The sequence below is a fragment of the Stenotrophomonas sp. genome (assembly GCF_032099025.1).
Classification (GTDB): Bacteria; Pseudomonadota; Gammaproteobacteria; order Xanthomonadales; family Xanthomonadaceae; genus Stenotrophomonas.
In genome coordinates, this window is record NZ_DAMCID010000011.1 from 17,750 (window position 1) to 43,337 (window position 25,588).

Genomic DNA, 25,588 nt, shown 5'->3' on the forward strand with positions numbered 1-25,588 from the left:
GCCCTGCGTGGCTGCACGTAACCCCACCCGGGGTAGAGCCACGCCCTGCGTGGCTGCACGTAACCCCACCGGGGTAGAGCCACGCCCTGCGTGGCTGCACGCAACCCCACCGGGGTAGAGCCACGCCCTGCGTGGCTGCACGTAACCCCACGCGGGGTAGAGCCACGCCCTGCGTGGCTGCACGTAACCCCACCCGGGGTAGAGCCACGCCCTGCGTGGCTTACGTAGACCCGGCCGATGCGCAGCCACCCCGCGGAGTAAAGCCCCCACGCCTACGGTGAGCGCCGGCCTCAAAAATCCTGCGTTGGAACCGGTGGCTTGTGGGGGCCTACCGTGACCGAGCCGCTTCCACCGCCGCAGTTTCCGTTGCATCCGCCCCCGACGAAGCCGCCACTGCCCCCACCACCACCAGTTCCGCTTCCACCGCCGCCGCCACCACCGCCACCACCGCCGACACTGGGTGGAGTGTTGTCCAGCACGCCGTTACCCATGAAATCATCCGATTCCGAGATCGTGTACTTTGCGCAGAATGAGCTGTTACAGACGGTGATGCTGTCTCCTTTAAACAGCCGATTACTGATGCGCGCCATGTTTGTTCTGTACGTATCAAGAAAAACACGTGTTGATTTGTCCGGCTTGTATGGCGCAACCTTGCAGCTGTCACATTGCAAGGGGCCGAAATCACGGGGCGGAATGGGGCCAGACAGTGCGCTGAAGCCAATGCCAGATCCAATGAGTAGAATTGTCGCAACAAAAGCTTGTTTCTTTCGTGTCATCGTTGATTCCGATTCAAGGGGTGCAGCAGGAAGCGTAGATATGTAGCGATTGCGCTCTTGCCGTTTCGCGCTGTTTCATCGAGAGTTCCTTTTCCATCAGGTGCAGTAACTCGTCGCGGTACTCGTTCGGATCAATTCTGTTGGCTGCCAATGCGTAGGCATAAGCGGCTTCGGCGCTTCTTTCCACGAGTATTCCGCTGTTGTAGACATTCGAAAGCTGTGCAATCGCGTCAAGATTCCCCGTGCCTGCCGCCTCTTCCAGATACGCCTTCGCGCGTTCTTTCCACGCTAGGATCTTCTCCGGGTGCGCGAGTCGCTCAGATGCGCTGCCGAGAACCGCGTCAACATCGGTCGCGTAGTACAGCTTTGCCTCTACGGATCCCTGTTCGGCTGCCAGCGAAAGCCACGGCTCATTCCATAGGGAGTCGTTCCCCGCGAGGGACGTGCACTCCATCAGCTTTCGTTCTGTCTTGCTCAGTGCTTTCGCCTCGACATCGCCGCCCGCTGCCGCGGCGTATGTCATGCCTGGATTTCCCCTTATGTAGATTCGGCAGTCAAATATCGACAGGTAGATGTCGAAGGTGGCGCGCGGGTCCCCGGCACGGGAACGGGGGAGCAGGCGCTCGACGTGCTCCAGTGCATCACCGGGCGGCCGAGCCTCATCCAGTCGCAGGATGTGGTACGACTTCGCGCCCAGCGGCTGAAAAACGGCGGGATCGATGGCCAATTTCGCCTCACCGAATGACCGCGTGGGCAGCACGTAGCGTGGGTGCTGGCCTGCGCCGCGCTCCGCTGCAACGTAAGTGCTGCCCGGCGTGATGACCGGGGACGGCTGGCGACTCTCACCCGCGAGGAGAAATGGCATTGCTACAGCTATCGCCAGCGCGACGCCGCACGCAACGCGCAACGCTGCACGGTGGGTTGCTTGCATGAAAGGCATGGATCCGTTGTGGTGGCATGTCTGGAAGGACGAACGATCCCGTCCTCTGTGTTGGCGATCTTTCTCTGGTGGGCGATCCGTTTACACCGCGCGCTGCACCAATCCAGTGATCGCCCCGTGGATGTTATGAGGGGTGCCAACGCTGCGATGTCAGCCCAACGATGATTTCGCTGTGGGAATTGCCCGTGCTGATCGGGCCCCGCCAGGCTGATGTTCGGTTCGTCGGAGTCGACGCAGATTGGAATCGGCATGCATGCCCGTCGCGTGGCAATGCATCACCTCACGGTTCCATTTCGCAGCTATTGCAGCTGGATGTTCTTGATACCCGGGATCGTCAAAATCAGGCTTCGTCCAGCGTTGATCGGGGGTAGAGTCACGCCGCGCCATATGACCCGCGGGCGCCAGTTCGATGAGCGCATAGCCACGCAGGGCGTGGCTCTACCGATCGGGTTCGGGACTGCATAGCCACGCAGGGCGTGGCTCTACCGATCGGGTTCGGGACTGCATAGCCACGCATGGCGTGGCTCTACGGAAGGGGGCGCGAATCGCGCCCCCTTTCATTACGGCGCGGCTGGCGCCAGCAACTCCACTTCGGCCAGCTGCATCCGTCCCGGTCCTTCAATCCGCAACCGGTACTCGGCATAGCGGCCCGGCTTCGCAATCCGGAACGGACGGGTCTGCTGCTGCCACTCGAACGTTTCCCCGCGGCGCTGGTCCAGCGTGGTCCAGCTGCCGCCAGCCTTGCGCGCCTCCAGCGTCCACTTGCCGCCCCGGATCGGCGCATTGCCGCTGGTCAGCGTGTACATCGTCGGCGCACCTTCGGCCACGCCGCTGAACACGACGCTGCCGGTGCCACCGAACGGCACCACGGTGCCGGCATCGTCATCGATCAATGCCGCCAACGCGCGCCCATCGTCCAGCTGCGCACGCGCACCGCTGCCCAGCAGGTCATGCAGGATCGCGGGCTTCTCACCACGCGCGGTCAACGAGCGCGGCGCGTCGTCCGGGCCGGTGCCCCACGTTGACGGTGCCGGGCCCATCTCGAAGTCCAGCGTGGCACCCTTGGCGATCACGTCGTGCGGTACCCAGGTCTTCGTCCACGGCTTGCCGTTGATCTTCAGCGACTGCACGTAGATGTTGCGGTCCGAGTTCGCCGGTGCGTTGACGGTCAACACCGCGCCGCCCTGCAGTTCGACCTTGGCATGGCGGAACGCGGGCGAGCCGATGGCGTACTCCGGCGACCCCATCCGCAGCGGGTACAGGCCCAGCGAGGCCAGCACGTACCACGCCGAGGTCTCGCCGTTGTCTTCATCGCCCGGATAGCCCTGGCCGATCTCGCTGCCCACGTACAGGCGCGAGAGAATCTCACGCACGTGCTGCTGGGTCTTCCACGGCTGCCCGGCGTACAGGTACATCCAGGGAATGTGGTGCGAGGGCTGGTTGCTGTGCGCGTACATGCCCATGCGCACGTCGCGCGCTTCGGTCATCTCATGGATGGTGCCGCCGTAGGACCCGGAGAAGGCCGGGTCGGCGGTCTCCGGCGTGCTGAAGAACGTGTCGAGCTTTTCAGCCAGCTTGGCGCGCCCGCCATACAGCGCGGCCAGGCCTTCGCCGTCATGCGCGGCGGTGAAGGCGAACGTCCAGCCGTTGGATTCGGTGTAGTCGTGGCCCCACACGCGCGCGTCGTAGTCCTTGGCGTCCACACGCCAGCTGCCATCCTGCTGGCGGCCCTGGAAGAAGCCTGCGGCCGGATCGAACACCGTGGCGTAGGTGCCCGCACGGGCGCGGAAATAGTCGGCTTCGGTGGTGTAGCGCTCACGGGCGGCGGGGCTGTCGGCGCGCTTGGCCAGTGCCTGCGCCATGTTGGCGATGCCGAAGTCGTTGAGCGCGCCTTCCATCGTCCACGACATGCCTTCGTGCACATCGGCGCTGGCGTAGCCACGGAAGGTGGAACGGTCCATGCCCTTGCGGCCGACATGACGGTCCGGCGGAACGACGGTGGCGTTCTTCAGCGCTGCGTCGTAGGCCTCGGCGGGATCAAAGCCTTTGATGCCCTTCAGGTAGGCGTCGGCGAAGGCGACGTCGGAGCTGGTGCCCACCATCAGGTCGGCATAGCCCGGCGAGGACCAGCGGGCAACCCAGCCGCCCGCGCGGTACTGCTCCAGGAAGCCCTGAACCAGCGCGCCGGCATCGTCCGGCGTGAACAGCGCGTACGCCGGCCAGGTGGTGCGGAAGGTGTCCCAGAAGCCGTTGTTGACGTATACCTTGCCATCGCGGATCGGCGCGAAGCTACGCATGGCGCTGCCGTCGGTGTTGTCCTCGGCCGCGCTGGCCTGGCTGGCGTAGCGCCAATCCGGTGCGGCGGCGGTGCCGGCGTTTTCATGCCCGGAGTTGGGGTACAGGTACAGGCGGTACAGGCTGGAATACAGTGTGGTCTTCTGGTCGTCGCTGGCCTGGCCGATGTCGAAGCGGGCCAGGCGGTGGTCCCATGCGTCCTGCGCGCGTGCGGCAACGGTATCGAGTGTGTCGGCGGCCGCCAGCTCCAGCGCCAGGTTGTGGCGTGCCTGTTCGATGGAGATCAGCGAGGTGGCGATGCGCATGGTCACGCGGCGGTCGCTGCCCGGGTCGAACTTGATGTAACCGGTGGGCCGGCCGGTGGCGATGCGGCCACTGCTGCGCCAGGGCTTGTCGAAGCTGGCCACCACGTACATGCGGCTGGCGCCGTTGGACAGGCCGCTGCGGGTGTCGGTGTAGCCCGACAGTGTCTGCGTGGCGGCATCCAGGGTGATCCCGCCGCGTGCGTCGACGTTGTCGAACAGCAGGTTGGCATCGCCCTCCTTGGGGAAGTCGAACTGGAACAGCGCGGCGTGGTCGGTCGGCGCGATGGCGGCGGCAATGCCGTTGTCGAAGCGCACCCCGTAGCGGTACGGGCGCGCGCTTTCGTTGTCGCGCGAGAACGACAGCGCACGCTTGCTGCGGTCCGCTTCCGGCACGCCGCGGCTGGCTGACGGCATCACCTGGAAGGTCTGGCGGTCGCCCATCCACGGGCTGGGCTGGTGGCTCAGCGCCAGTGCCTGCAGCTGCGGGCGGTTGGCGGCGTTGTTCTGCTCGTTCCAGCGGTACAGCCAGTTCAGCGCGCCGGCATCGGTTACCGGGGTCCAGAAGTTGAAGCCGTGCGGCACTGCGGTGGCGGGGAAGTTGTTGCCACGCGAGAAGGTGCCGTTGGCCTGGGTGCCACGCGTGGTGAGCACCCAGTCGGAGGGGCGGGCAGGGGCGGTGCGCGGCTGGCTGTCCAGGCGCACATCGTCGATCCAGCCCGACACCGGGGCGTTGGCGGCGCTGGCCACGGCCAGCTCGACAGCGACCACGCGGCGGCCGCGCAGCGCGGCAACATCGCCCAGCCGCACCGATTTGTGCGCCCACTGCTGCGGGTAGAGGGTCTTGGAATCGCCCTGCGCGGTGGCGCCGAGCGCAATGCCGTGCAGGTCGCGCGCGGCACTGGCCGACACGCGGCTACCGTCGTCCAGCACCAGGTCCAGCGAGACGTAGGTGGAGGCAACGGTGTCGCCGCCGACGATTTCAGGCAGCACCAGCCAGGACAGGGTGGTGTCGGCATCGATGGTCACATCGGTGGCGAACAGGCGGGTGCTGGCCGTGCCGCCGGGGCTGGCGTAGTGCAGGGCGCGCAGCCCGCTGTAGCCGACCCCGGGCTTGGCCGCGTAGGGCGCCTCGGGGCCCTTGCCGATCTTCACCTGCACGCCGCCCTTGCTGGCCTGCGGGGCCGGTTCGCCGGGCTCGAAGGAGGTCTGCAGGCCCTGCGCGAAGGCGGGCAGGGCGACCGGCGAGCAGGCCAGGGCGAGCGCGAGCGGAAGCAGGGCGCGGCGGGCAGGGCGGGGGTGCGGCTGGGTCATGCAGGGATCTCCCGGAAGGGACTGGCGGCAGGCGAAGCCCGCATCGGCGACCTCGGCAGACAGCAGCGCGCCGGCCGCCCGCGGGGGCAGTCGAAGCGATGCAGGTCCGGCGGGGGACGGGCCATGCGATCGGGTGTTTGATCGGAACGCCCCGATCCTGCAACACCCGGAGCGGGTCTGGCAAGTGAAATTAGTTCGATCTAAACCCGGGAAAATCGTATATCGACGTTTTCGCAGGGGCGCCCCGTGCCGAACCGCCCGCGTCGCGCCGTGCGCCCCGGGTGCTAGAATCGAGGCCCTCGCAATTCCATTCCGTGTCCACGCCATGAGCCATACCGCCACCGCGCCTGCCAATGCCGAGAAGCGTTACACCGTGCACCGCAGCGACCTGCCGCTGAGCTGCCCGACGCCGGAGATGGCGCTGTGGAACTCGCACCCGCGCGTGTACCTGCCGATCGAAGACGAGCCCAACTGCGAAGCCGCGTGCCCGTACTGCGGCGCGGTATTCGTGCTGGCCGACTGAGCGGACCGGGCCGATCGTGCGCCAACTGACCGTGGTGCAGCTGCTGCCGGCGCTGCACTCCGGCGGCGTGGAGCGCTCCACCCTTGAGATTGCCGCCGCGCTGGTGGCGGCCGGGCACCGCGCCATCGTGGTGTCGGCAGGCGGCCGCCTGGTCGAGCCGCTGCTGGCCAGTGGCGCCGAACACCTCACGCTGGATATCGGCAGGAAGTCGCTGTGGACGCTGCGCCACGTGCGCACCCTGCGCAGCCTGTTTGCCGAGACCGGCGCCGACATCGTGCATGCGCGTTCACGCCTGCCGGCCTGGCTGGGGCTGTACGCCGTACGCAACCTGCCTGCCGCCACCCGCCCGCATTGGGTGACCACCGTGCATGGGCTGAATTCGCCCGGCCGCTACAGCGCGGTGATGACCAGCGGCGAACGGGTGATCTGCGTTTCCAACTGCGTGCGCGACTTCGTGCGCAGCCATTACCCCAGTGTTCCGCCCGAGCGTCTGCAGGTGATTCCGCGCGGCGTGGATACCGCCCAGTTCCCGCGGGTGGGACGGCAGGACCGTCGCCCGCGCCTGGCCGTGGCTGCGCAGCACCCGCAGCTGGCCGGTGAGGCGCCGCTGCTGCTGCTGCCGGGGCGTGGCACCCGCCTGAAAGGCCACCACCATGCGCTGACGCTGCTGGCGGGGCTGCATGCGACGGGCCGCCCGGCACGGCTGTGGATGCCCGGCACCCGCGAGCCGGGCCGCGAGCGCTATGTGGAGGAGCTGGAAACCAAGGCGCGTGCATTGGGCGTGGGCGAGGCGGTGTTGATGACGCCACCCACCTCGCGCATCGCCGAGGCCTACGCGGCCAGCGACCTGGTGCTGCAGCTGTCCGACAAGCCCGAGGCGTTCGGCCGTACGGTGGTCGAGGCGCTGTCGGTCGGTCGACCTGTACTGGGCTGGAACCAGGGCGGCGTGGGCGAGCTGCTGGAGCAACTGCAGCCGTCCGGCGCGGTACCCTTGGGTGACGCCGATGCGCTGCTGGCGCGTGCGCAGCAGTTGCTGGCGCAGCCACCCGCGCTTCCGTCGCGTATTCCGTTCACCCTGCAGGCAATGCAACGTGACACGCTCCAGCTCTATACCTCCCTCGCTGGCTGAGCCGCTCAAGGCACCCCGTTCGCCAGCGTTCCGCGCGGGCCGCTGGGCGCCGTGGTGGGTGATCGCCTTCGTGGCGCTGTGGCCGCTGCCGGGCCTGGCCGAAACCGTGCTGGTGCTGGGCGCGCTGTATGCCGCCACGCGCATGGTGCAGCTGCGGCTGCAGGGCAAGCAGCGCATGCTCAGCAGCCCGGCCTGGGCGCTGACCAGCATCCTGTTCCTGGGCTACTGGCTGCCGCAGGCGTTTTCGGCCTTCGATGCGATCGATCCTGCCACTGCGTGGCGCAAGGCCGCCGCAGGCCTGCGCTACCTGCCCTTCATGTGGCTGGTGGCCATTGCGGTGGCCACCCCGGAACGGCGTGCGCTGACCCTGAAGGGGATTGCCGTGATCACCGCCGCATGGACGGTGGATGGATTGGCGCAGGCGGCCTTCGGCACCAGCCCACTGTTCTGGTCGATGGACCAGCTGAAGTGGGCCGTCAGCGGTCATGGTCTGTGCTCGCCTGCGGAAATGGCCGCGGCGGACCGCCTGAGCGGCGTGCTGGGCGCGTGCAATCTCAAGTTCGGCCAGGTGCTGGCCAGTCTGTCGCCGTTCCTGCTGTTTTTCGCGGCGCAGCGGCTGGGCAAGGCGGGCTGGGTGCTGGTCGCTGCCGCGCTGGGTGTGGTGCTGGTGCTGGCCGGCTCACGCGCGGCATGGATCACGTACGCGCTGGTGTTGGCGTTCTCCGGCTGGCGCCTGCTCGGTGCACGCGGGTTGATGGCCTGCCTGGCGGTGGCACTGGTGGCCATGACGGCGCTGACGCTGGGCTCGTCGCAGGTGCGCGAGCGCGTTGCGCGTACCGCGATGGCGTGGGAGGGCGAAAGCGATGGCGTCAACCAGGCGTTGTCGGGGCGCGCGCAGATATGGGCGGCTGCCGGCTGCATGATCCGGGAGCATCCGATCAACGGCGTGGGCGCGCGCGGCTTCCGCGATGCCTACCCGGCCTGCAACCCGCGACCAGAGTCGGCGGGGGTGTGGGGCGCGGGACCGGCGCTGCACGCGCACCAGATCGTGCTGGAAATCCTGGCGGAAACCGGCGTGCTCGGTCTGCTGCTGTGGCTGGCGGCGGCAGCCCAGGCCTGGCGCGCATGGCGCTTCGCGCCACTGGCGGCCCGCGACCGCGCGCGCCCGGCAGCGCTGGCGCTGGCGGTCACCGTGTTCCCGTTCAACACCCACCTGGCGTTCTATTCCACCTTCTGGGGCGGCCTGACCCTGCTGCTGGCCGCAGTGTATGCGGGCAGCCTGCTGGCCAGCGACGAAGCCTGACGAAGGGCTGTAGAGCCACGCCCTGCGTGGCTGCGCGGTGCCGGTCTACACGGTAGAGCCACGCCCTGCGTGGCTGCGCGCGGTGCCGGTCTAGACGGTAGAGCCACGCCCTGCGTGGCTGGCGGAATGTCCGACGAAGAACAGCCACGCAGGGCGTGGCTCTACGCGGTAACCGCTGACGCGTTGGCACGGCGTTCGTCGATACCGTACCCATGGCGGCGACCTCATCGTGGTGCCATGTCCAGCCCACGCCTGCGCCATGGCCGCGTTTCCGAAATCGGCTACGTTTACATCCTCACCACTGTCGTGAACGGTCGACACCGGTTGTTTGATGATCCCGTTAACGCGCAGGTCGTAATCGACGCACTACGCCACGTCGAACGTTGTGGCCGTAGCCACTCGCTGGCGTGGGTGGTCATGCCCGATCACGTGCATTGGCTGATGGAGCTGCGGCACGGCACGCTGGCCACGTGCATGAATGTGTTCAAGTCGTACAGCAGCCGCAAGCTCGGTAGCGGAAGAATTTGGCAGCTGGGCTACTACGACCATGCCGTGCGCACCGATGAATCGTTGGAGCTTGCGGCGCGGTACATCATCGCCAATCCGCTGCGCGCCGGGCTCGCCGAGAACATCGGAGAATACCCCTACGCGTGGACGCGCTGGGAACTGTAGAGCCATGCCCTGCGTGGCTGAGCGCGAAGCTGATTCCAACGGGTAGAGCCACGCCCTGCGTGGCTGAGCGCCCTGCCCGTCGAAGAACAGCCACGCAGGGCGTGGCTCTACGGCAGGAATCGAGCGGCCAGCCACGCAGGGCGTGGCTCTACGGCAGGAAACGAGAGTGCCCGCCACGCGCAGGGCGTGGCGTCATTTATAGAAATCGCTGCGGCCGCCGGGTTGGCGCTTGAAGCGGCGGTGGATCCACAGGTACTGGTCCGGGGCCTCGCGGACCATGTCCTCGATCGCCTTGTTGACCCGCGCGGTGTCCGCTTCCACGTCTTCGCTGGGGAAGTTCTCCAGCGGCGCGCCGATCTTGAGGAAGTACTTCCCACCCTCGCGACGGTGGAAGTACGGAATCACCGCACAACCGGTCATGCGTGCCAGCTGGTGGGTGGCGGTGATGGTCGAGGCGGTATGGCCGAAGAACGGCACGAACACCGTGTCCTTGCCGCGCATGTCCTGGTCCGGGGCGTACCACAGGAAGCCGCCCTTCTTCAGGTGCCGCACGGTCGCACGGATGTCCTCGTTGGCGTACATCGCCTTGGCGTAGCGCAACCGGCCAAACTTCACCGCCCACTCGTACACGGGGTTGCGGTGCTTGCGGTACATGCCCGACAGATCCACGTGGTCGCACAGCAACCGCCCGCACATTTCCAGGGTCATGAAGTGGCCGGAGACCAGCAGCACGCCGCGGCCCTCGGCCTGCATGCGGTGCAGGTGCTCCAGGCCCTCGATCTGCACCTTCGGACGGATGCTGTCGATGCTGCCCCACCAGGCACGGGCGAACTCGAAGATGCCCACGCCCAGCGCGTCGAAGCTGTCGCGCAGCAGGCGCTGGCGCCAGGCATCGTCCTTCTCCGGGAAGCACAGTTTGAGGTTCACCTCGGCGGCGCGGCGGCGGCTGCTGGCCAGCCGGTAGGCGACGGTGCCCACCCCCCGGCCCAGGGCGCGCTGCAGGCCCCACGGCAGGCGGGCCACCGCGAAGGCGCCCAGCATGAAGGCGAACGTCGGCCAGTGGCGGGGATCGCGCAGCGACGGGCGGGTGGCGGTGGAAGCGTTGTCTGACATGCCCCGATTCTAAGACATGCATCCCCAACGGTGCGTCAGACGGGCCGACGGGGCGCCCTGCATGTCTTTCCCGCGGCCGCTCCCGTATCCTCTGCGCATGCGTAAAAGCCCTGTCGAATGGATCCTGCGCGGCCTGTATTCGGTCGTGCTGTACCTGCTGTTGCCAATCACCGTGTACCACCTGGTCTGGCGCGGTTTTCGGGTGCGCGAGTACTTCCAGCGCTGGGACGAGCGCTATGCCTCCTACCCCGATTCCACCGCGCAGCCGCGGGTGTGGCTGCATGCGGTGTCGGTGGGCGAAGTGAACGCGGCCGCGCCGCTGGTGAACGCGCTGCGGCAGCTGCGCCCGGATATCCGCTGGGTGATCACCACCATCACCCCGACCGGCTCGGAACGGGTTCGCGCGCTGTGGGGCGAGGCCGTAGATCATGTCTACCTGCCGTACGACGTGCCAGGCAGCGTCGGCCGCTTCCTGGGCCACTTCAAGCCCAGCCTGGCGTTGATCCTGGAAACCGAGCTGTGGCCCAACCTGCTGTTCGGCTGCCGCGACCGCAGCATTCCGGTGTACATCCTCAACGCCCGGCTGTCGGCTCGCTCGCTGCGCGGTTACCGCCTGCTGCGCCCGCTGATCGGGCGCACGCTGCGCACCGTCACCTGTGTGGCCGCGCAGTCTGCCGACGATGCCGAGCGCTTCATCCAGCTCGGTGCATTGCCCGAACAGGTGCAGCCGCTGGGCAACCTGAAGTTCGACATCGCCACCCCCAACGTGCGCGAGTTCACCGCGCACTTCCATGCGGCGGTGCCTGGCACGCGCCCGGTATGGATCGCGGCCAGCACGCATGAAGGCGAGGAGCAGGCCACCATCGACCTGCACCGCCGCCTGCGCCAGGAAATTCCGGGACTGCTGCTGCTGTGGGCACCGCGCCATCCCGAGCGCTTCCCGCGCGTTGAGGCGCTGGCGCGCGAGCAGGGCTGGAAGGTCAGCACCCGCCGCCAGCAGCAGTGGCCGCAGGCCGACAGCGACGTGTTCGTGATCGACACGCTGGGCGAACTGATGGCGTTCTACGGTTGCGCGCAGGTGGCGTTCGTCGGGGGCAGCCTGCAGCCGATCGGCGGCCACAACCTGCTCGAGCCGGCCGCGATGGGCACCGCCACGGTGACCGGCCCGCACCTGCATAATTTCGCCGAGATTTCCCGGCGCATGCGCGAAGCCGGTGCGGTGCTGATTGCCGAGGACGTGCAGGGCGTGGGCGACGCACTGCTTACCCTGCTGCGCGATCCCGACGCACGCGAAGACATGGCCAGCGCCGGCTGCGCGCTGGTGAGCAACGGCCGTGGCGCGTTGAAGCGCACGGTGGAGCTGATTGCCCCGCAATTGCCACCGCCGCTGAATTGAACGACCCGCCGGCCACCGGACGGCCCCGACGCGGTAGAGCCACGCCCTGCGTGGCTTGGCGGTGCCTGACGGAAAGGCAGCCACGCAGGGCGTGGCTCTACGTCGGATAGAGCCGCAGTCGTTGAAAAATTCCCACAAAAAAGCCACCCGATGGGGTGGCTTTTTCGTTCCCGCCCTACACCCCGATCAGTTATTGACCTGGGTGCTCGGCGTGGCGGCCTGCTGGGTCAGCAGGCGGTTGATGTCCTGCAGTTCGGCGATGTCCAGCGTGCCGATCGCCTGGCCCAGCTGCAGGCGGTTCTGCAGGAAGGTGTAACGGGCGTTGGCGTAATCGAGCTGGGCCGAGAACAGGATGCGCTGGTTCTGGATCACGTCCAGCACGGTGCGCGTACCCACTTCCAGGCCGACCTGCGAGGCGTCGTAGGCGCTCTGTGCCGAGACCACTGCCAGGCGGCGCGCTTCCACTTCGCTGATGCCGGCCACCAGGGTCTGGTAGGCGTTGCGGGTATTGCGGTCGAGGGCGCGCTTCTGCTGCTCGTAACCGTCCTGGGCGATGTCGCGCTGGGCCAGGGCCTGGCGCACGCCGGACTGGGTGGCGCCGCCCGAGAAGATCGGCACGCTCAGGGTCAGGCCCACACTGTTGGTGCGCTGGTCGGGACTGAAGTTGGAACCGCTGCCGACGATATCGCCCCAGCTGGCCGAACGGCCTGCAGTAGCGCCCAGCGACAGGGTCGGCAAGTGGCCGGCACGGGCGGCCGACACGCTGGCTTCGGCGGCGCTCACCTGCAGCTCCTGCGACTTGAGCGCCGGGTTCTGGGCGACCGCCTCGTTGACCAGCTGGTCGACGGTGGCGTACTTGGGCGGCAGTTCCGGGCGGAAGTCGGCCGGCAGCGCACGCAGGTCGTTGATCGGCTGGCCGGTGAGTTCGGTCAGCGCCTGGTAGGCGTCGGCCAGGGTGTTCTGCGCGATGATCGTGTTGGCGCGCGCCTGGTCGTACTGGGCGCGTGCTTCATGCACGTCGGTGATCGGGGCCAGGCCCACTTCCAGGCGCTTGTCGGCGAAGTCGAACTGCTTCTTGGCCGCCGCTTCGTTGGTCTGCGCCGCCGACAGCGACTCGATGCCCACCAGCACGTTGAAGTACGCCGCCGAGGTACGCACGATCAAGTCGTCGTTGGCCGAATCCAGGGTGAAGTCGGCCGCCTTGCTCAGCTCGCGCTGCGCACGCAGGTTGGCGAACTGGGTGAAGTTGATCAGCGTCTGCGAACCGGACAGGCCGTAGTTGCGGCTCTTGGTCGTATACGTGGTCGAACTCACGTCGTGGTTCGGATTGGTGCGGTTGCGGTTCAACGAGGCTTCGCCGTTGATCTGCGGCAGCAGTGCGGCACGGGCCTGCACGGCGCCTTCCTTGTCGAACAGACGGGTCGATTCTGCTGCGGACAGCTGCGGATCGCCGTTGCGCGCCATTTCGTAGACCTGCAGCAGGTCGGCGGCAGAGGCGGTCATCGGCAGCAGGGCGGCGGCCAGCGCAATAGCGAGGGATCGGCGGATCATTGCGGCTTCCTTGGACTCAGAGTTGGAACTGGGGTGCCGGCGCGGCACCGCGCAGGTAATCGATATCGGTTTCAAACAGGGATTCACTGATGCTGCCGTCGGCGTTGACCAGCACGGCTTCCATGACCGGCGAACGGCCGCGAATCACGAACAGGCGGCCACCCGGGCGCAGCCACTGGGTGAAGCGGGCCGGGACGGTGTCCACCGCGCCGGTCACGCAGATGGCATCGAAGCGGCGCTCGGTGTCCCAGGCCAGGGCATCGGCGGTTTCAATGCGGACGTTGTTGCCCAGGCCGGCGGCATCCAGGCGCGCACGCGCGGCACTGGCCAGCGCCGGATCGATTTCCAGGCTCAGCACTTCGCGTGCCAGCTCGCCCATGCAGGCGCTGAGGAAGCCGCTGCCGGTACCGATCTCCAGCACTTCATCACCGGCCTGCAGGTTGAGCGCCTGCAGGGTGCGGCCTTCGACGACCGGCTTCATCATCTTCTGCCCGTTGCCGAGCGGCAGTTCGATGTCGGCGTAGGCCAGGTTGCGGTTCGCGTCGGCGACGAACGCCTCGCGCGGCAAACGTGCCAGTACATCGAGCACGCGAATTTCCAGCACGTCCCAGGGACGGATCTGTTGTTCAACCATCAGTTCGCGGGCGTGGGCGTAATCGATCGTCATGAGGTTCTAATCCAGCGCAGTGGGCCGGCCATTTTACCGGTGCCGGGAGCCGGCGGCGCGCTGAGAGCATCGCTGCCGTCGCGCCGGGGTCGCAGTGCCGGAAGTCACCGCGACCTCCGGTCCATTCATGTTGTTATCACCGCCCGTGGCGGGTGGCGTACGCCCTCAGGAAGAAGGCGACGCTGGCATCCACGTGGGCGTCTGCGTCGCACTCGGCCGGGGCCGGTCGCAGCCCGCACATCATATGCGTATGCAGCTCGCCTTTGATGAGGGTGAAGAACTGCAGGGCGGCGGTCTGGAAGTCGGTGATCTCCAGCTCCCCGCGCTCGGTGCGGGCCCGCAGGAACTCGGCCAGGGCGTCGCTGGTGCGCTGCGGCCCGGCCAGCCAGAACATCTCGCGGATCCGGTCGTCGGTGTCCGGCGCCATCATCACCCGCTGCACGGCCACGGCGGCCGGCGAGGTGATCATGTTGAAGAACGCCCGGCCGATGCCCAGCAACTGCTCGCGCAGCGCCCCGTCGGCGTCGGTGACGAACAGCGCATCGGGCAGCATCTCGATGCAGGTGGACTTCACAGCTTCGGTGAAAAGAGTCTCTTTATCGCCGAAATGGCTGTAAACAGTCAGCTTTGATACGCCCGCCTGGCCAGCGATGCTGTCCATGCTGACGCCGCTGTAGCCCTGTTCGACGAACAATGCCTTGGCCGCATCGAGGATGGCCGCGCGCTTGCCCAGATCCTTCGGCCGGCCGGGTCCGGCAGCCTTGGCGGCGGGCTTGGAGGGGGCGTCGGGAGGGGGCTGATCAATCATTGAAACAATACTAGACCAATCGGTTCGATATTTATACTATACCGGCTGGTTCACTATTGGCCGTTCTGGAATAGAGTGTCTCTTCCGTGCGGCTCCCCCAGGTACTCAAGGTCCAGGACCTCATGAACAACATGCGATGGATGGGCGGTGGGCTGCTGGCGTTGATGCTGGCGGCATGTGGCAAACCGGATGCCGAACCGGCCGCGCCGATCCCGGTACTGGTCGTGCAGGCCGGCACCGTGGCCGGGCAGGAAGTGGCGGCGTATCCGGGCGAGGTGCGGGCACGCGAAGAAAGCCCGCTGTCGTTCCGGGTAGGTGGCAACCTGGTCAAGCGCCATGTCGATGCCGGCCAGCGCGTGCGCAAGGGCGACCTGCTGGCCGAACTGGACGCGGCCGACTTCGCATCGCAGGCAAGCGCGTCGCAGGCGCAGCTGGCCGCGGCCGAAGCCGACCTGGTGCGCGCCCGCGATGACCAGAAGCGCTACGCCGCACTGGCCGAGCAGCAACTGGTCAGCCGATCCACGCTGGATGCGCAGACCGCCGCCTTCAAGGCGGCCCAGGGCCAGGCCAATGCCGCCCGCGCCAATCTGTCCGTGGCCCGCAACCAGGCCGGTTATGCGCAGTTGCGCGCGCCTGCCGATGGCGTGATCGCCAGCCGCCAGGCCGAGGCCGGGCAGGTCGTCAGCGCCGGGCAGACCGTGTTCACCCTGGCCGCCGACGGCGGACGCGAAGTGCTGATCGCGCTGCCGGAAAGCAACATCCGCGATTACCAGGTGGGCCAGGCCGTGCAGGTGGAGCTGTGGAACACGCCGGGCCAGATGCTGGACGGCACGATCCGCGAAATCGCGCCGGCCGCCGATGCGCAGGCCCGCACCTACGCCACGCGGGTGAGCCTGTCGGCGGACGCGGTGAAGGAGGTCGAGCTCGGCCAGAGCGCGCGCGTGTTCGCCGCCGCCGGCCGCAGCGGCACCCTGCAGCTGCCGCTGGCGTCGGTGCTGCGTGGCGCCAACGGCACGGCCAGCGTGTGGGTGGTCAACCCGGCCAACGGGGCGATCAAGGCCACGCCGGTGACCGTGGGCGCCTATGGGCCGGATGCCGTGCCGGTGCTGTCCGGCGTCGGTGCGCAGGACTGGGTAGTCGCTGCGGGCGGCCACCTGCTGCGCGAGGGCCAGACGGTCACGCCGGTGGACCGGCAGAACCGGCCGCTGCTGAAGCCGGCCGCCGCGCCGGCTGCCGACGGCAAGGGGCACTGACCCCGTGCGCCGCTTCAATCTCTCCGAATGGGCGCTGGGCAACCGCGCGCTGGTGCTGTTTGCCATGATCGCCTTCGCGGTGATCGGTGCGTGGTCGTACAAGCACCTGGGCCAGTCCGAGGATCCGCCGTTTACTTTCAAGGTAATGGTGGTGCGCACGATGTGGCCCGGCGCCACCGCCGAGCAGGTCTCGCGCCAGGTCACCGAGCCGATCGAGAAGGCGCTGTTGAACACCGGGCAGTACGAGTTCATTCGTTCGTACTCGCGCCCCGGCGAATCGCAGGTGATCTTCGTGGCCCGCGACAGCCTGCGCTCCAAGGCAATTCCCGACCTGTGGTACCAGGTGCGCAAGCGCGTGGGCGACATCAAGCCGACCCTGCCGCGCGAGATCGTCGGGCCGTTCTTCAATGACGAGTTCGGCGACACCTTCGGCAATATCTACGCCTTGACCGGGCAGGGCTTCGACTACGCGGTGATGCGCGACTACGCCGACCGCATCCAGCTGGAGCTGCAGCGGGTGCCGGACGTGGGCAAGATCGAGCTGGAAGGCCTGCAGGACGAGAAGGTCTGGATCGAGCTGTCCAACACCAAGCTGGCCACGCTGGGCGTGTCGCTGCAGCAGGTGCAGCAGGCGCTGGCCGACCAGAACGCCATTGCCGCCACCAGCTTCTTCGAGACCCCGACCGACCGCGTGCAGCTGCGCGTGACCGGCCAGTTCCAGAGCATCGACGACATCCGCCGCTTCCCGATCCAGGCGGGCGAACGTACCGTGCACCTGGGCGACATCGCCGAGATCAAGCGCGGTTTCGCCGACCCTTCCTCGCCGAAGATGCGCTTCATGGGCGAGGACGCGATCGGTATCGCCGTGGCGATGAAGGACGGCGGCGACATCCTCAAGCTGGGCAGCACGCTCGATGCGGAGTTCGAACGCCTGCAGAAGACGCTGCCGGCCGGCATGCAGCTGCGCAAGGTCTCCGACCAGCCACACGCGGTGGAAGAGTCCGTGGGCGAGTTCGTGCAGGTGCTGACCGAAGCGGTGGTGATCGTGCTGCTGGTCAGTTTCTTCTCGCTGGGCCTGCGCACCGGCCTGGTGGTGGGCGTGACCATTCCGCTGGTGCTGGCGATGACGTTCTTCGTCATGCATTACTTCGGCATCGGCCTGCACAAGATCTCGCTCGGCGCGCTGGTGCTGGCGCTGGGCCTGCTGGTGGACGATGCGATCATCGCGGTGGAAATGATGGCCACCAAGATGGAGCAGGGCTACGACCGCCTGCGCGCGGCCAGCTTCGCCTGGGAATCGACCGCATTCCCGATGCTGACCGGTACACTGATCACCGCCGCCGGGTTCCTGCCGATTGCCACGGCCGCGTCCAGCACCGGTGAATACACCCGTTCGCTGTTCCAGGTGGTGACGATCGCGCTGGTGGTGTCGTGGATTGCCGCGGTGCTGTTCATTCCCTATCTCGGCGACAAGATGCTGCCGGACCTGTTCAATCCGCAGCTGCCCAAGCCGGAGAGTCTGGCCGGGCGCTGGCGCGCGCGTCGCTTGGCCTGGGCGGACCGCTACCCGGCGCTGTCGCGCTGGATCGCGCCGAAGGAGCACGCGCACGATCACGATCCTTACCAGCGCCCGTTCTACACGCGCTTCCGTCGCTTCCTGGATGCCTGCCTGCGCCACCGCTGGTGGGTGATCGCGGCAACCGCGGCGCTGTTCGTGTTCTCGCTGCTGATCTTCCGCTTCGTACCGCAGCAGTTCTTCCCGGATTCGACCCGGCCGGAACTGATGGTGGACATCGAGCTGGCCGAAGGCGCGTCGCTGCAGGCCACACAGGCGCAGGCGGGCAAGCTGGAGAAGCTGCTCAAGGGCCGCGAGGGCATCAGCAATTACGTGGCCTACGTGGGCACCGGTTCGCCGCGCTTCTACCTGCCGTTGGACCAGCAGCTGCCGGCCACCAACTTCTCGCAGTTCGTGGTGCTCACGGAGAATGCGGAGGCACGCGAGGCGACGCGCGACTGGTTGCTGAAGGATGTGATTCCGCAGTTCCCGGACGTGCAGATGCGCGTGACCCGCCTGGAGAACGGCCCGCCGGTTGGCTACCCGGTGCAGATGCGCATCTCGGGCGAGCATGTCGAGAAGGTGCAGGCGATTGCCCGGCAGGTGGAAGCCAAGGTGCGCGAGAACCCGCACGTGATGAACGTCAACCTGGACTGGAGCGAGCCGAGCAAGGTGGTGCGGCTGGTGATCGACCAGGACCGTGCGCGCGCGCTGGGCGTGAGCAGTGCGCAGGTGAGCCAGCTGCTGGGCACGTCGCTGTCGGGCATGAGCGTGAGCACGTACCGGGAGGGCAACCGCCTGATCGAGATGCTGCTGCGTGGGCCGGACAATGAACGCGTCCGGCTGGACATGCTGGGCAGCCTGGCCATTCCCACGGCCAGTGGCACGTCGGTGACGCTGTCGCAGGTGGCGCGCCTGGAGTACGTGTTCGAGGATGGCATCATCTGGCACCGCAACCGTCTGCCGACAGTGACGGTGCGTGCCGACATTGCCGATGAAAAGCAGCCGTTGGACGTGGTGCAGCAGATCCTGCCGACGCTGGAAGGCATTCGGGCCGAGCTGCCGTCGGGCTACCTGCTGGAGACCGGTGGCACGGTGGAAGACTCGGCGCGCGGCCAGGATTCGATCAAGGCCGGCATGCCGCTGTTCCTGATCGTGGTGGCGACGCTGCTGATGCTGCAGCTGCGCAGTTTCTCGCGCGCGGCGATGGTGCTGGTGACGGCGCCGCTGGGCATCATCGGTGCGACGCTGTTCCTGCTGCTGTTCCGCGCGCCGTTCGGGTTCGTGGCGTTGCTGGGCACGATCGCGCTGGCCGGCATGATCATGCGTAACTCGGTGATCCTGATCGACCAGATCCAGCAGGACATCGATGCGGGCCACGACCGCTGGCACGCGATCATCGACGCGACGGTGCGCCGCTTCCGTCCGATCGTGCTGACCGCGCTGGCGGCGGTGCTGGCGATGATCCCGCTGTCGCGCAGCGCGTTCTACGGCTCGATGGCGATCTCGATCATGGGCGGGTTGATTGTCGGCACCGTGCTGACGCTGGTGTTCCTGCCGGCGCTGTATGCCGCGTGGTTCCGGGTTAAGCCCGACGAGGCGCAATAGCGCCTCGTTGGGCGATGCCACACCCGAGAGGGTGTGGCATCCCGGCGGGCGATCCCGTAGGGATCCCCACCGGGGGTAGAGCGGACTGTTAGTCCGCTGCTCTACGCATGGTCTTCCCGGTCGCCGCCAACGGCAACGGCAGCGGACTAACAGTCCGCTCTACCCCGTCGGTACGATCGGTACCGACGGGGTCATCGGATGTCGTTGCCGCGAATCACAACCGCGCCAGCACCGCGTCGATGGCCTGCGTGGTACTCACCGCCTGGCCCTTCGCAGCCAGGTCAGCAGTAAACACGCCATCATCCAACGCCGCATGCACGGCCGCTTCCACCGCCGCGGCTTCCGCCTCCAACCCCAGCGAATGTCGCAGCAGCATCGCGGCGCTGAAGATCGTGGCGTACGGATTGGCAATCCCCTTGCCCGCGATATCCGGTGCCGAACCATGGATCGGCTCATAGATCCCCACCGCCCCAGGGGCACCCAGCGACGCCGACGGCAGCAGGCCCAGTGAACCGGCCAGCATCGAGGCCTCGTCGGTGAGGATGTCGCCGAACATGTTCTCGGTGACGATCACGTCGTACTCGCGCGGCTTGGCCAGCAGATGCATGGCCATTGAATCGACCAGCTGGTGCTCCAGTGCGACCTCCGGGAACTCCTCGCGGCCGATCCGCGCCGCCACGTCACGCCACAGGCGCGAGGTCTCCAGCACGTTGGCCTTGTCCACCGAGGTAACCTTGCCGCGCCGCTGCTGCGCCAGCCGGAACGCACTGCGCATCACCCGCTCGATCTCGACCACGCTGTAGCTGCACAGGTCGCTGGCGGTGTCGGCGGTGCGGGTCTTTTCGCCGAAATAGATTCCGCCGGTCAGTTCGCGTACCACCACGAAGTCCACGCCTTCCAGCAGCTCGGCCTTGATCGGCGAGGCGCCCAGCGCGGCGGGATGGGTGCGCACCGGGCGCAGGTTGGCGTACAGGCCCAGGGCCTTGCGGATCGCCAGCAGGCCCTGTTCGGGACGCACCTTGGCATTCGGGTCGGACCACTTCGGCCCGCCCACCGCACCGAGCAGGATCGCATCGGCCGCGCGGCAGGCATCCAGCGTGGCGGCGGGCAGCGGCTCACCGTGGCGATCGATGGCGATGCCGCCGATGTCGTGTTCCTGGAACGCAAAGGTGTGGCCGAAACGGGTAGCGACGGCGCCCAGCACGGCCACCGCGGCGGCGGCGACTTCCGGACCGATGCCGTCACCCGGCAGTACGACAATCTCAGCGTGCATGTTCACTCTCGTAACGTTCGATGTCAGGGGTGCGGGCCAGCAGGTAGCCCAGCTGGTCAACGCCTTCCAGCAGGCAGGTCTGCGAGAAGCCGTCCAGCGGGAAGGAATACACGCGACCATCAGGGGTGCGCAACTCGCGCGCGGCGATGTCGATGGTCAGCACGTCGTCCGGGCGCTGCATCAGCTCCTGCACGTCGGCCTCGGCCAGCACGATGGGCAGCAGCCCGTTCTTCAGCGAATTGCCGCGGAAGATGTCGGCGATCTCGCTGCTCACGATCGCGCGCAGGCCCAGGTCGGTCAGCGCCCACGGCGCATGTTCGCGCGAGGAGCCGCAGCCGAAGTTGCGCCCGGCCAGCAGGATGCTGCGCCCGGCGTTGTGCGGCTGGTTGAAGGCGAACGCCGGGTTCGGCGTGCCATCGGCCTGCCAGCGCCAGTCATTGAAGGCGAACCTGCCCAGGCCTACCCGTTCGGTGGTGGACAGGAAGCGTGCCGGGATGATCTGGTCGGTATCGATGTTGGTCTCGCGCAGCACCACGCTGGTCGAGGTCAGGGTACGGAAGCCGCGCATCAGGCCACCTCCTGGGCGGCGTACAGTTCACGCGGATCGGCCACGCGGCCGTTCACCGCCGCCCATGCGGCGGTCATCGGCGAGGCCAGCAGGGTGCGCGAACCGGGGCCTTGGCGGCCCTCGAAGTTGCGGTTGCTGGTGCTCACCGCCAGCTGGCCCGGCGCGACCAGGTCGCCGTTCATCGCAATGCACATCGAGCAGCCCGGCTCGCGCCACTCGGCACCGGCCGCGCGCACGATCACGTCGATGCCTTCGGCCTCGGCCTGGCGCTTGACGATCTCCGAACCCGGCACCACCAGCATGCGCACGCCGGCCGCCACCGTTCGGCCCTGCAGCACCTGCGCCACTTCGCGCATGTCGCTCAACCGCCCATTGGTGCAGGAGCCGACGAACACCACGTCCACCGGCGTACCGGCCAACGTCTGGCCGGCATGGAAATGCATGTAGTCCAGGCCCTTCTGGTCGGCCGCATCGTTGGCGGCCGGGATCGGCGCATCCACCGCGATGGCGGTCCCCGGGTGGGTGCCCCAGGTCAGGGTGGGGCGGATGTCGGCGGCGTCGATGTGCACGTCCACGTCGAAGCGCGCGCCCGCATCACTGCGCAGCTGCGACCACTGCGCCACGGCGGCGTCGAACTCGGCACCCTTGGGGCCGCGCGGGGTGTTGGCCACCCAGTCGAAGGTCACCTGGTCCGGTGCGACCATCCCGGCGCGTGCGCCGGCTTCGATCGACATGTTGCACAGGGTCATGCGCTGCTCCATGTCCATGGCCTCGATCGCGCTGCCGCGGAATTCCAGCACATGGCCGGTGCCGCCGTTCACGCCGATCACGCCGATGATGTGCAGCACCACGTCCTTGGCGCCCACGCCCAGCGGCAGGCGGCCATCGACGGTGATCGCCATGGTCTTCGCCTTGCGCTGCAGCAGGCACTGCGTGGCCAGCACGTGGCCGACTTCGCTGGTGCCGATGCCGAAGGCCAGTGCACCAAACGCGCCATGGGTGGAGGTGTGGCTGTCGCCGCAGACGATGGTCATGCCCGGCTGGGTGAAGCCCTGCTCGGGCGCGATCACGTGCACGATGCCGCGGCTGGCCGACTGCAGGTCGAACAATTCGATGCCGTGCTCGGCGCAGTTGCGCGCCAGCATGTCCACCTGGGCCTCGGAGGCGGCGCTGGCGTAGGGCAGCTTGCCGTCGGCACCGGCCGGCAGGGTGGGGGTGGAGTGATCCATCGTGGCCTTGGTCCGGTCCGGCCGGCGCGGGGAGAGCCCGCGCTCGCGCAGTTCGGTGAAGGCCTGTGGCGAGGTCACTTCGTGGATCAGGTGCAGGTCGATGTACAGCACGGCGGGCGCGCTGTCCGATTCGGGCACGACGACGTGGGCATCCCACAGTTTGTCGTACAGGGTGCGGGGAGCTGGGGTCATGGAATGGCCTTGCTATGGTTCATGTGACGATAAGTCGGATCGGGTCAGAACGCGCGCAGCCGCGCATCGAAGCGCAGCCGCACGTAGTCGGCGGTCCACTGGCCGTGGGCATCGCGCTGGGTCGGCGCCAGCAGCGCCACCGTGTCGTCGAGCACGCGCTGGCGCTGCTGCGCGTCCAGTCCGGCCAGGAAGGGGGAGGCAAAGGTGCGCAGCCAGCCCTGCATGCCGGTGGGCAGCGCCGTGGGGCGGGGCAGGCACTCGATGTAGCGCACCTGGAACCCGTGCGCGCGCAGGCGGTCTGCGTATTCGTCTGCGCAGGGGAAGTACCACGGGAACGCGGGAACGGCATGGCCGTTGCTGCACAGGGCCGCCTGCAGCGCGCTGGTGATGGTGGCCACGTTGCCCTGGCCGCCCATCTCGGCGACGAAGCGCCCGCCACTGCGCAGTGCGCGGCGCACGCCATCGATGACTTTGTCCGGCTCGCGCATCCAGTGCAGGGCGGCGTTGCTGAACACCGCATCGAAGCGGCGCTCGAAGGTCATGGCATGGGCATCCATCAGGTGCGCATCGATGCCGCGCGCCCGGGCGCCGCCGATCAGCTCCGGTGAGCTGTCCACGCCGGTCACGCGCGCGCCGCTGAGCGCCAGGTCGAAACTCAGCACGCCATCGCCGCAGCCCAGATCGAGGATCCGCTCGCCGCGCTGCGGATCGAGCAGGCGCGCCGCGGCGCCCCCGAGCACCGGCACGAAGCCGGCGTCGATCGCGTAGTCGTGGGCGTTCCAGTGCTGGCCTTCATTGGCGGCGCCGCACATGGATGTGCAAGTGGTGGGCAAGCAGGATGGATCTTGTCCCACCAGACTATCGAAGGCGCTCATGACAGGTTCCTCAGGCGGCGGCGCTGGCCGCGGGTTGTTCGGTGCTGGCCTGGCGCTGGCGCAGCAGGCGGTTGGCCACGTCCAGCCAGGCCAGCGCGGAGGCTTCGATGATGTCGCGGCTGGTGCCGGTGCCTTCGTACTCCACGCCGTCATGGCGCACGCTCAGGTTGGCTTCGCCGCGCGCATCGGCGCCGATGCCCACGCTGTGCACGTGGTAGCTGTCCAGCATCAGCTGCACGCCGGTGGCGGCGGACAGGGCGCCGAACAAGGCGTCCACCGGGCCATCGCCCTGCGACGTCTCGGCAACGCGGTTGCCGTCCGGGTCAGACAGCTCCACCAGCGCGTTGGCGCGGCTGCCGACATCGCTGATGGTCATCGACGCCAGGCGGTAACCGTTCTGGGTGGCGCTGCCCTGCATCAACGCCTGCAGATCGGCGTCGGTGACCACCCGCTGCTGCTCGCACAGTGCCTTGAACTGCTCGAAGACCAGCTTCAGCTCGTCCTCTTCCAGCCAGAAGCCCAGCGCACGCAGGCGGGCTTCGACCGCCGCGCGACCGCTGTGGCGGCCCAGCACCATCTGCGAGTTCTCCCAGCCCACGTCTTCCGGGCGCATGATTTCGTAGGTGCCGCGATGACGCAGCATGCCGTGCTGGTGGATGCCCGATTCATGCGCGAACGCATTGGCGCCCACGATCGCCTTGTTGCGCTGGACCGGCATGCCGACCAGGCGCTGCAGCAGCTGCGAGGTGGAGACGATGCGCGGGGTGTTGATGCGGGTGTCTTCCTCGTAGAAGGCGTTGCGTACCTTCAGCACCATGGCCAGCTCTTCCAGCGAGCAGTTGCCGGCACGCTCGCCGATGCCGTTGATGGTGCACTCCACCTGGCGCGCGCCACCTTCGATGGCCGCCAGCGAATTCGCCACGGCCAGGCCCAGGTCGTTGTGGCAGTGGGCGCTGAAGATGATGCGGTCGCTGTCCGGCACGCCGGCGATCACCCGCTGGAACATGCCGCGGATCTCTTCGGGGGTGGTGAAGCCGACCGTGTCGGGCAGGTTGATGGTGGTCGCGCCGGCGGCCACGGCCACGCGGGCCACCTCGACCAGGAAATCTTCCTCGGTGCGGGTGGCATCCTCGGCGGAGAACTCCACGTCATCGATGTAGCTGCGGGCCAGGCTGACATGCTTGTGCACCGACTCCAGCACCTGCTCGCGGCTCATGCGCAGCTTGTGCTCGCGGTGCAGCGGGCTGGTCGACAGGAACACGTGCAGGCGCGCGTTGGCGGCGGCCTCCAGCGCCTTGGCCGAGGTCTCGATGTCGGCGGCCAGGCAGCGCGACAGTACCGCCAGTGTTGGCCGGCGGACTTCGCGGCCGATCATCGCCATCGCATCGCGGTCGGACTGCGAGCTGGCCGGGAAGCCGGTTTCGATGATGTCCACGCCCAGTTCGTCGAGCGCACGCGCCATCACCAGCTTCTGCTGTGGGCTCATGCTGCAGCCCGGCGATTGTTCGCCGTCACGCAGGGTGGTGTCGAAAATTCGAATTCGGGGGGAGTTGGGCGTAGTCACCAGGAGGTCTCCTCGACAACAAGGTCGGATGGGATGGCAGAAGAAGGAAGGGGTAAGGAATTCGGGAGAGGGGCGAGTACGGTCGGTAGCGGCGGCCGTGTGCGCTCGCTCGCGCGGCGGCGTGGCTTGCGCGGGGCGCGCGGGCGGATGTCGGCAAGCAGCTGGGCGAGCACCAGCGCGTCGATGTTGCCGCCCGATACCACGGCGCACTTGCGCTTGCCGGCGACGCGGCGGCCGGCGGCCAGTGCCAGCGCACCGGCGCCCTCGGCAATGACGTGTTCCTCCAGTGCCAGCCGCACCAGGGTCTCGCGCAGTTCGGCTTCGCGCACGATCACCACGTCGTCCAGCAGCGCGCTGCACAGGCGGCGGGTCAGGAAGCCGGGGATCTTCACCTTTACGCCATCGGCCAGCGTGGGCACGGGCGCGATCTCGCGGACATCGCCGCGGATCGCGCGGGCCATGGAATCCACGCCCTCGACCTGCGCACCGACAATGCGCACGCCCTGCGATTTCAGCGCGAGCGCGACGCCCGACGCCAGGCCGCCGCCGCCGATCGGCACGATCACCACGTCCGGCGCATGCGCGGCCAGTTCGATGCCCAACGTCCCCTGGCCGGCGATCACGTCCGGGTCGTCGAAGGCGGACAGGAAGCGGTAGCCGTGCTGGTCAGCCAATGCACGTG

19 protein-coding genes and 1 pseudogene are annotated in these 25,588 nt (G+C 67.7%); 7 read left to right on the forward strand and 13 right to left on the reverse strand.

Translation table 11 applies throughout. The features are described from left to right. Window positions 1-290 precede the first annotated feature (290 nt). The 3 genes from RT456_RS09600 to RT456_RS09610 all read right to left on the reverse strand — a co-directional run bounded on the left by RT456_RS09600 (window position 291) and on the right by RT456_RS09610 (window position 5,627). Window positions 291-776 (reverse strand): hypothetical protein, encoded by a 486-nt coding sequence (locus tag RT456_RS09600; protein WP_313345684.1) that lies wholly within the window; start codon window positions 774-776, stop codon window positions 291-293. A gap of 13 nt (window positions 777-789) precedes the next feature. Beyond that, entirely contained in the window at window positions 790-1,707 is a 918-nt protein-coding gene (locus RT456_RS09605) for a hypothetical protein (RefSeq protein WP_313345687.1), read from the reverse strand. Between the two features lie 569 nt (window positions 1,708-2,276). Next, the gene (locus RT456_RS09610; RefSeq protein WP_313345689.1) at window positions 2,277-5,627 is read right to left on the reverse strand and encodes a GH92 family glycosyl hydrolase; all 3,351 of its coding nucleotides are present in this window, start codon (window positions 5,625-5,627) and stop codon (window positions 2,277-2,279) included. Between the two features lie 325 nt (window positions 5,628-5,952). Here RT456_RS09610 and RT456_RS09615 point away from each other — a divergent pair, with 325 nt between their 5' ends. The 4 genes from RT456_RS09615 (at window position 5,953) to RT456_RS09630 (ending at window position 9,254) form a co-directional block, all read left to right on the forward strand. Then, on the forward strand, window positions 5,953-6,150 hold the full coding sequence (locus tag RT456_RS09615) for a zinc-finger domain-containing protein (protein WP_019183790.1): 198 nt from the start codon (window positions 5,953-5,955) through the stop codon (window positions 6,148-6,150). A 16-nt stretch (window positions 6,151-6,166) separates the two neighbouring features. Further along, window positions 6,167-7,279, forward strand: coding sequence for a glycosyltransferase (locus tag RT456_RS09620; protein WP_313345692.1), 1,113 nt, complete (start codon window positions 6,167-6,169; stop codon window positions 7,277-7,279). After that, window positions 7,272-8,582 carry an O-antigen ligase family protein gene (locus RT456_RS09625; RefSeq protein WP_313345959.1) on the forward strand — a complete coding sequence of 437 codons (1,311 nt, stop codon included), beginning with the start codon at window positions 7,272-7,274 and terminating at the stop codon, window positions 8,580-8,582. Before RT456_RS09620 ends, RT456_RS09625 begins: the two co-directional genes overlap by 8 nt. 126 nt (window positions 8,583-8,708) lie before the next feature. Beyond that, window positions 8,709-9,254 carry a transposase gene (locus RT456_RS09630; protein ID WP_313345695.1) on the forward strand — a complete coding sequence of 182 codons (546 nt, stop codon included), beginning with the start codon at window positions 8,709-8,711 and terminating at the stop codon, window positions 9,252-9,254. Between the two features lie 192 nt (window positions 9,255-9,446). On the opposite strand, the gene RT456_RS09635 is transcribed toward RT456_RS09630, so the two are convergent. Further along, window positions 9,447-10,367: an LpxL/LpxP family Kdo(2)-lipid IV(A) lauroyl/palmitoleoyl acyltransferase gene (locus RT456_RS09635; RefSeq protein ID WP_313345697.1), complete on the reverse strand. Its 921-nt coding sequence runs from the start codon at window positions 10,365-10,367 to the stop codon at window positions 9,447-9,449. Window positions 10,368-10,464: 97 nt separating this feature from the next. Between RT456_RS09635 and waaA the strand changes: the two genes are divergently transcribed. Next, window positions 10,465-11,763, forward strand: a complete 1,299-nt coding sequence (gene waaA / locus RT456_RS09640; RefSeq protein ID WP_313345700.1) for a lipid IV(A) 3-deoxy-D-manno-octulosonic acid transferase — start codon at window positions 10,465-10,467, stop codon at window positions 11,761-11,763. A gap of 186 nt (window positions 11,764-11,949) precedes the next feature. Here waaA and RT456_RS09645 read toward each other — a convergent pair whose 3' ends face one another. The 3 genes from RT456_RS09645 to RT456_RS09655 all read right to left on the reverse strand — a co-directional run bounded on the left by RT456_RS09645 (window position 11,950) and on the right by RT456_RS09655 (window position 14,789). Further along, entirely contained in the window at window positions 11,950-13,314 is a 1,365-nt protein-coding gene (locus RT456_RS09645) for a TolC family outer membrane protein (RefSeq protein ID WP_313345702.1), read from the reverse strand. Between the two features lie 16 nt (window positions 13,315-13,330). Then, window positions 13,331-13,981 (reverse strand): protein-L-isoaspartate O-methyltransferase, encoded by a 651-nt coding sequence (locus tag RT456_RS09650; RefSeq protein ID WP_313345704.1) that lies wholly within the window; start codon window positions 13,979-13,981, stop codon window positions 13,331-13,333. A 136-nt stretch (window positions 13,982-14,117) separates the two neighbouring features. Beyond that, window positions 14,118-14,789: a TetR/AcrR family transcriptional regulator gene (locus tag RT456_RS09655; protein WP_313345707.1), complete on the reverse strand. Its 672-nt coding sequence runs from the start codon at window positions 14,787-14,789 to the stop codon at window positions 14,118-14,120. Between the two features lie 122 nt (window positions 14,790-14,911). Here RT456_RS09655 and RT456_RS09660 point away from each other — a divergent pair, with 122 nt between their 5' ends. Together RT456_RS09660 and RT456_RS09665 are read left to right on the forward strand one after the other, a co-directional pair. Further along, window positions 14,912-16,042, forward strand: a complete 1,131-nt coding sequence (locus RT456_RS09660; RefSeq protein WP_313345709.1) for an efflux RND transporter periplasmic adaptor subunit — start codon at window positions 14,912-14,914, stop codon at window positions 16,040-16,042. 4 nt (window positions 16,043-16,046) lie between these two features. After that, window positions 16,047-19,205, forward strand: coding sequence for an efflux RND transporter permease subunit (locus RT456_RS09665; RefSeq protein WP_313345711.1), 3,159 nt, complete (start codon window positions 16,047-16,049; stop codon window positions 19,203-19,205). 214 nt (window positions 19,206-19,419) lie between these two features. Here RT456_RS09665 and leuB read toward each other — a convergent pair whose 3' ends face one another. The 6 genes and pseudogenes from leuB to RT456_RS09695 all read right to left on the reverse strand — a co-directional run. Further along, window positions 19,420-20,478, reverse strand: coding sequence for a 3-isopropylmalate dehydrogenase (gene leuB / locus RT456_RS09670; protein WP_313345714.1), 1,059 nt, complete (start codon window positions 20,476-20,478; stop codon window positions 19,420-19,422). After that, window positions 20,468-21,046 (reverse strand): 3-isopropylmalate dehydratase small subunit, encoded by a 579-nt coding sequence (gene leuD, locus RT456_RS09675; protein WP_313345717.1) that lies wholly within the window; start codon window positions 21,044-21,046, stop codon window positions 20,468-20,470. Before leuD ends, leuB begins: the two co-directional genes overlap by 11 nt. After that, entirely contained in the window at window positions 21,046-22,467 is a 1,422-nt protein-coding gene (leuC, locus tag RT456_RS09680) for a 3-isopropylmalate dehydratase large subunit (RefSeq protein ID WP_313345720.1), read from the reverse strand. Before leuC ends, leuD begins: the two co-directional genes overlap by 1 nt. A gap of 44 nt (window positions 22,468-22,511) precedes the next feature. Next, the gene (locus tag RT456_RS09685) at window positions 22,512-23,279 is read right to left on the reverse strand and encodes a methyltransferase domain-containing protein (RefSeq protein ID WP_313345722.1); all 768 of its coding nucleotides are present in this window, start codon (window positions 23,277-23,279) and stop codon (window positions 22,512-22,514) included. 73 nt (window positions 23,280-23,352) lie between these two features. Then, window positions 23,353-24,909: a 2-isopropylmalate synthase gene (locus RT456_RS09690; RefSeq protein ID WP_313345962.1), complete on the reverse strand. Its 1,557-nt coding sequence runs from the start codon at window positions 24,907-24,909 to the stop codon at window positions 23,353-23,355. Between the two features lie 98 nt (window positions 24,910-25,007). After that, window positions 25,008-25,588, reverse strand: a pseudogene (locus RT456_RS09695) (pyridoxal-phosphate dependent enzyme); the annotation flags it as partial.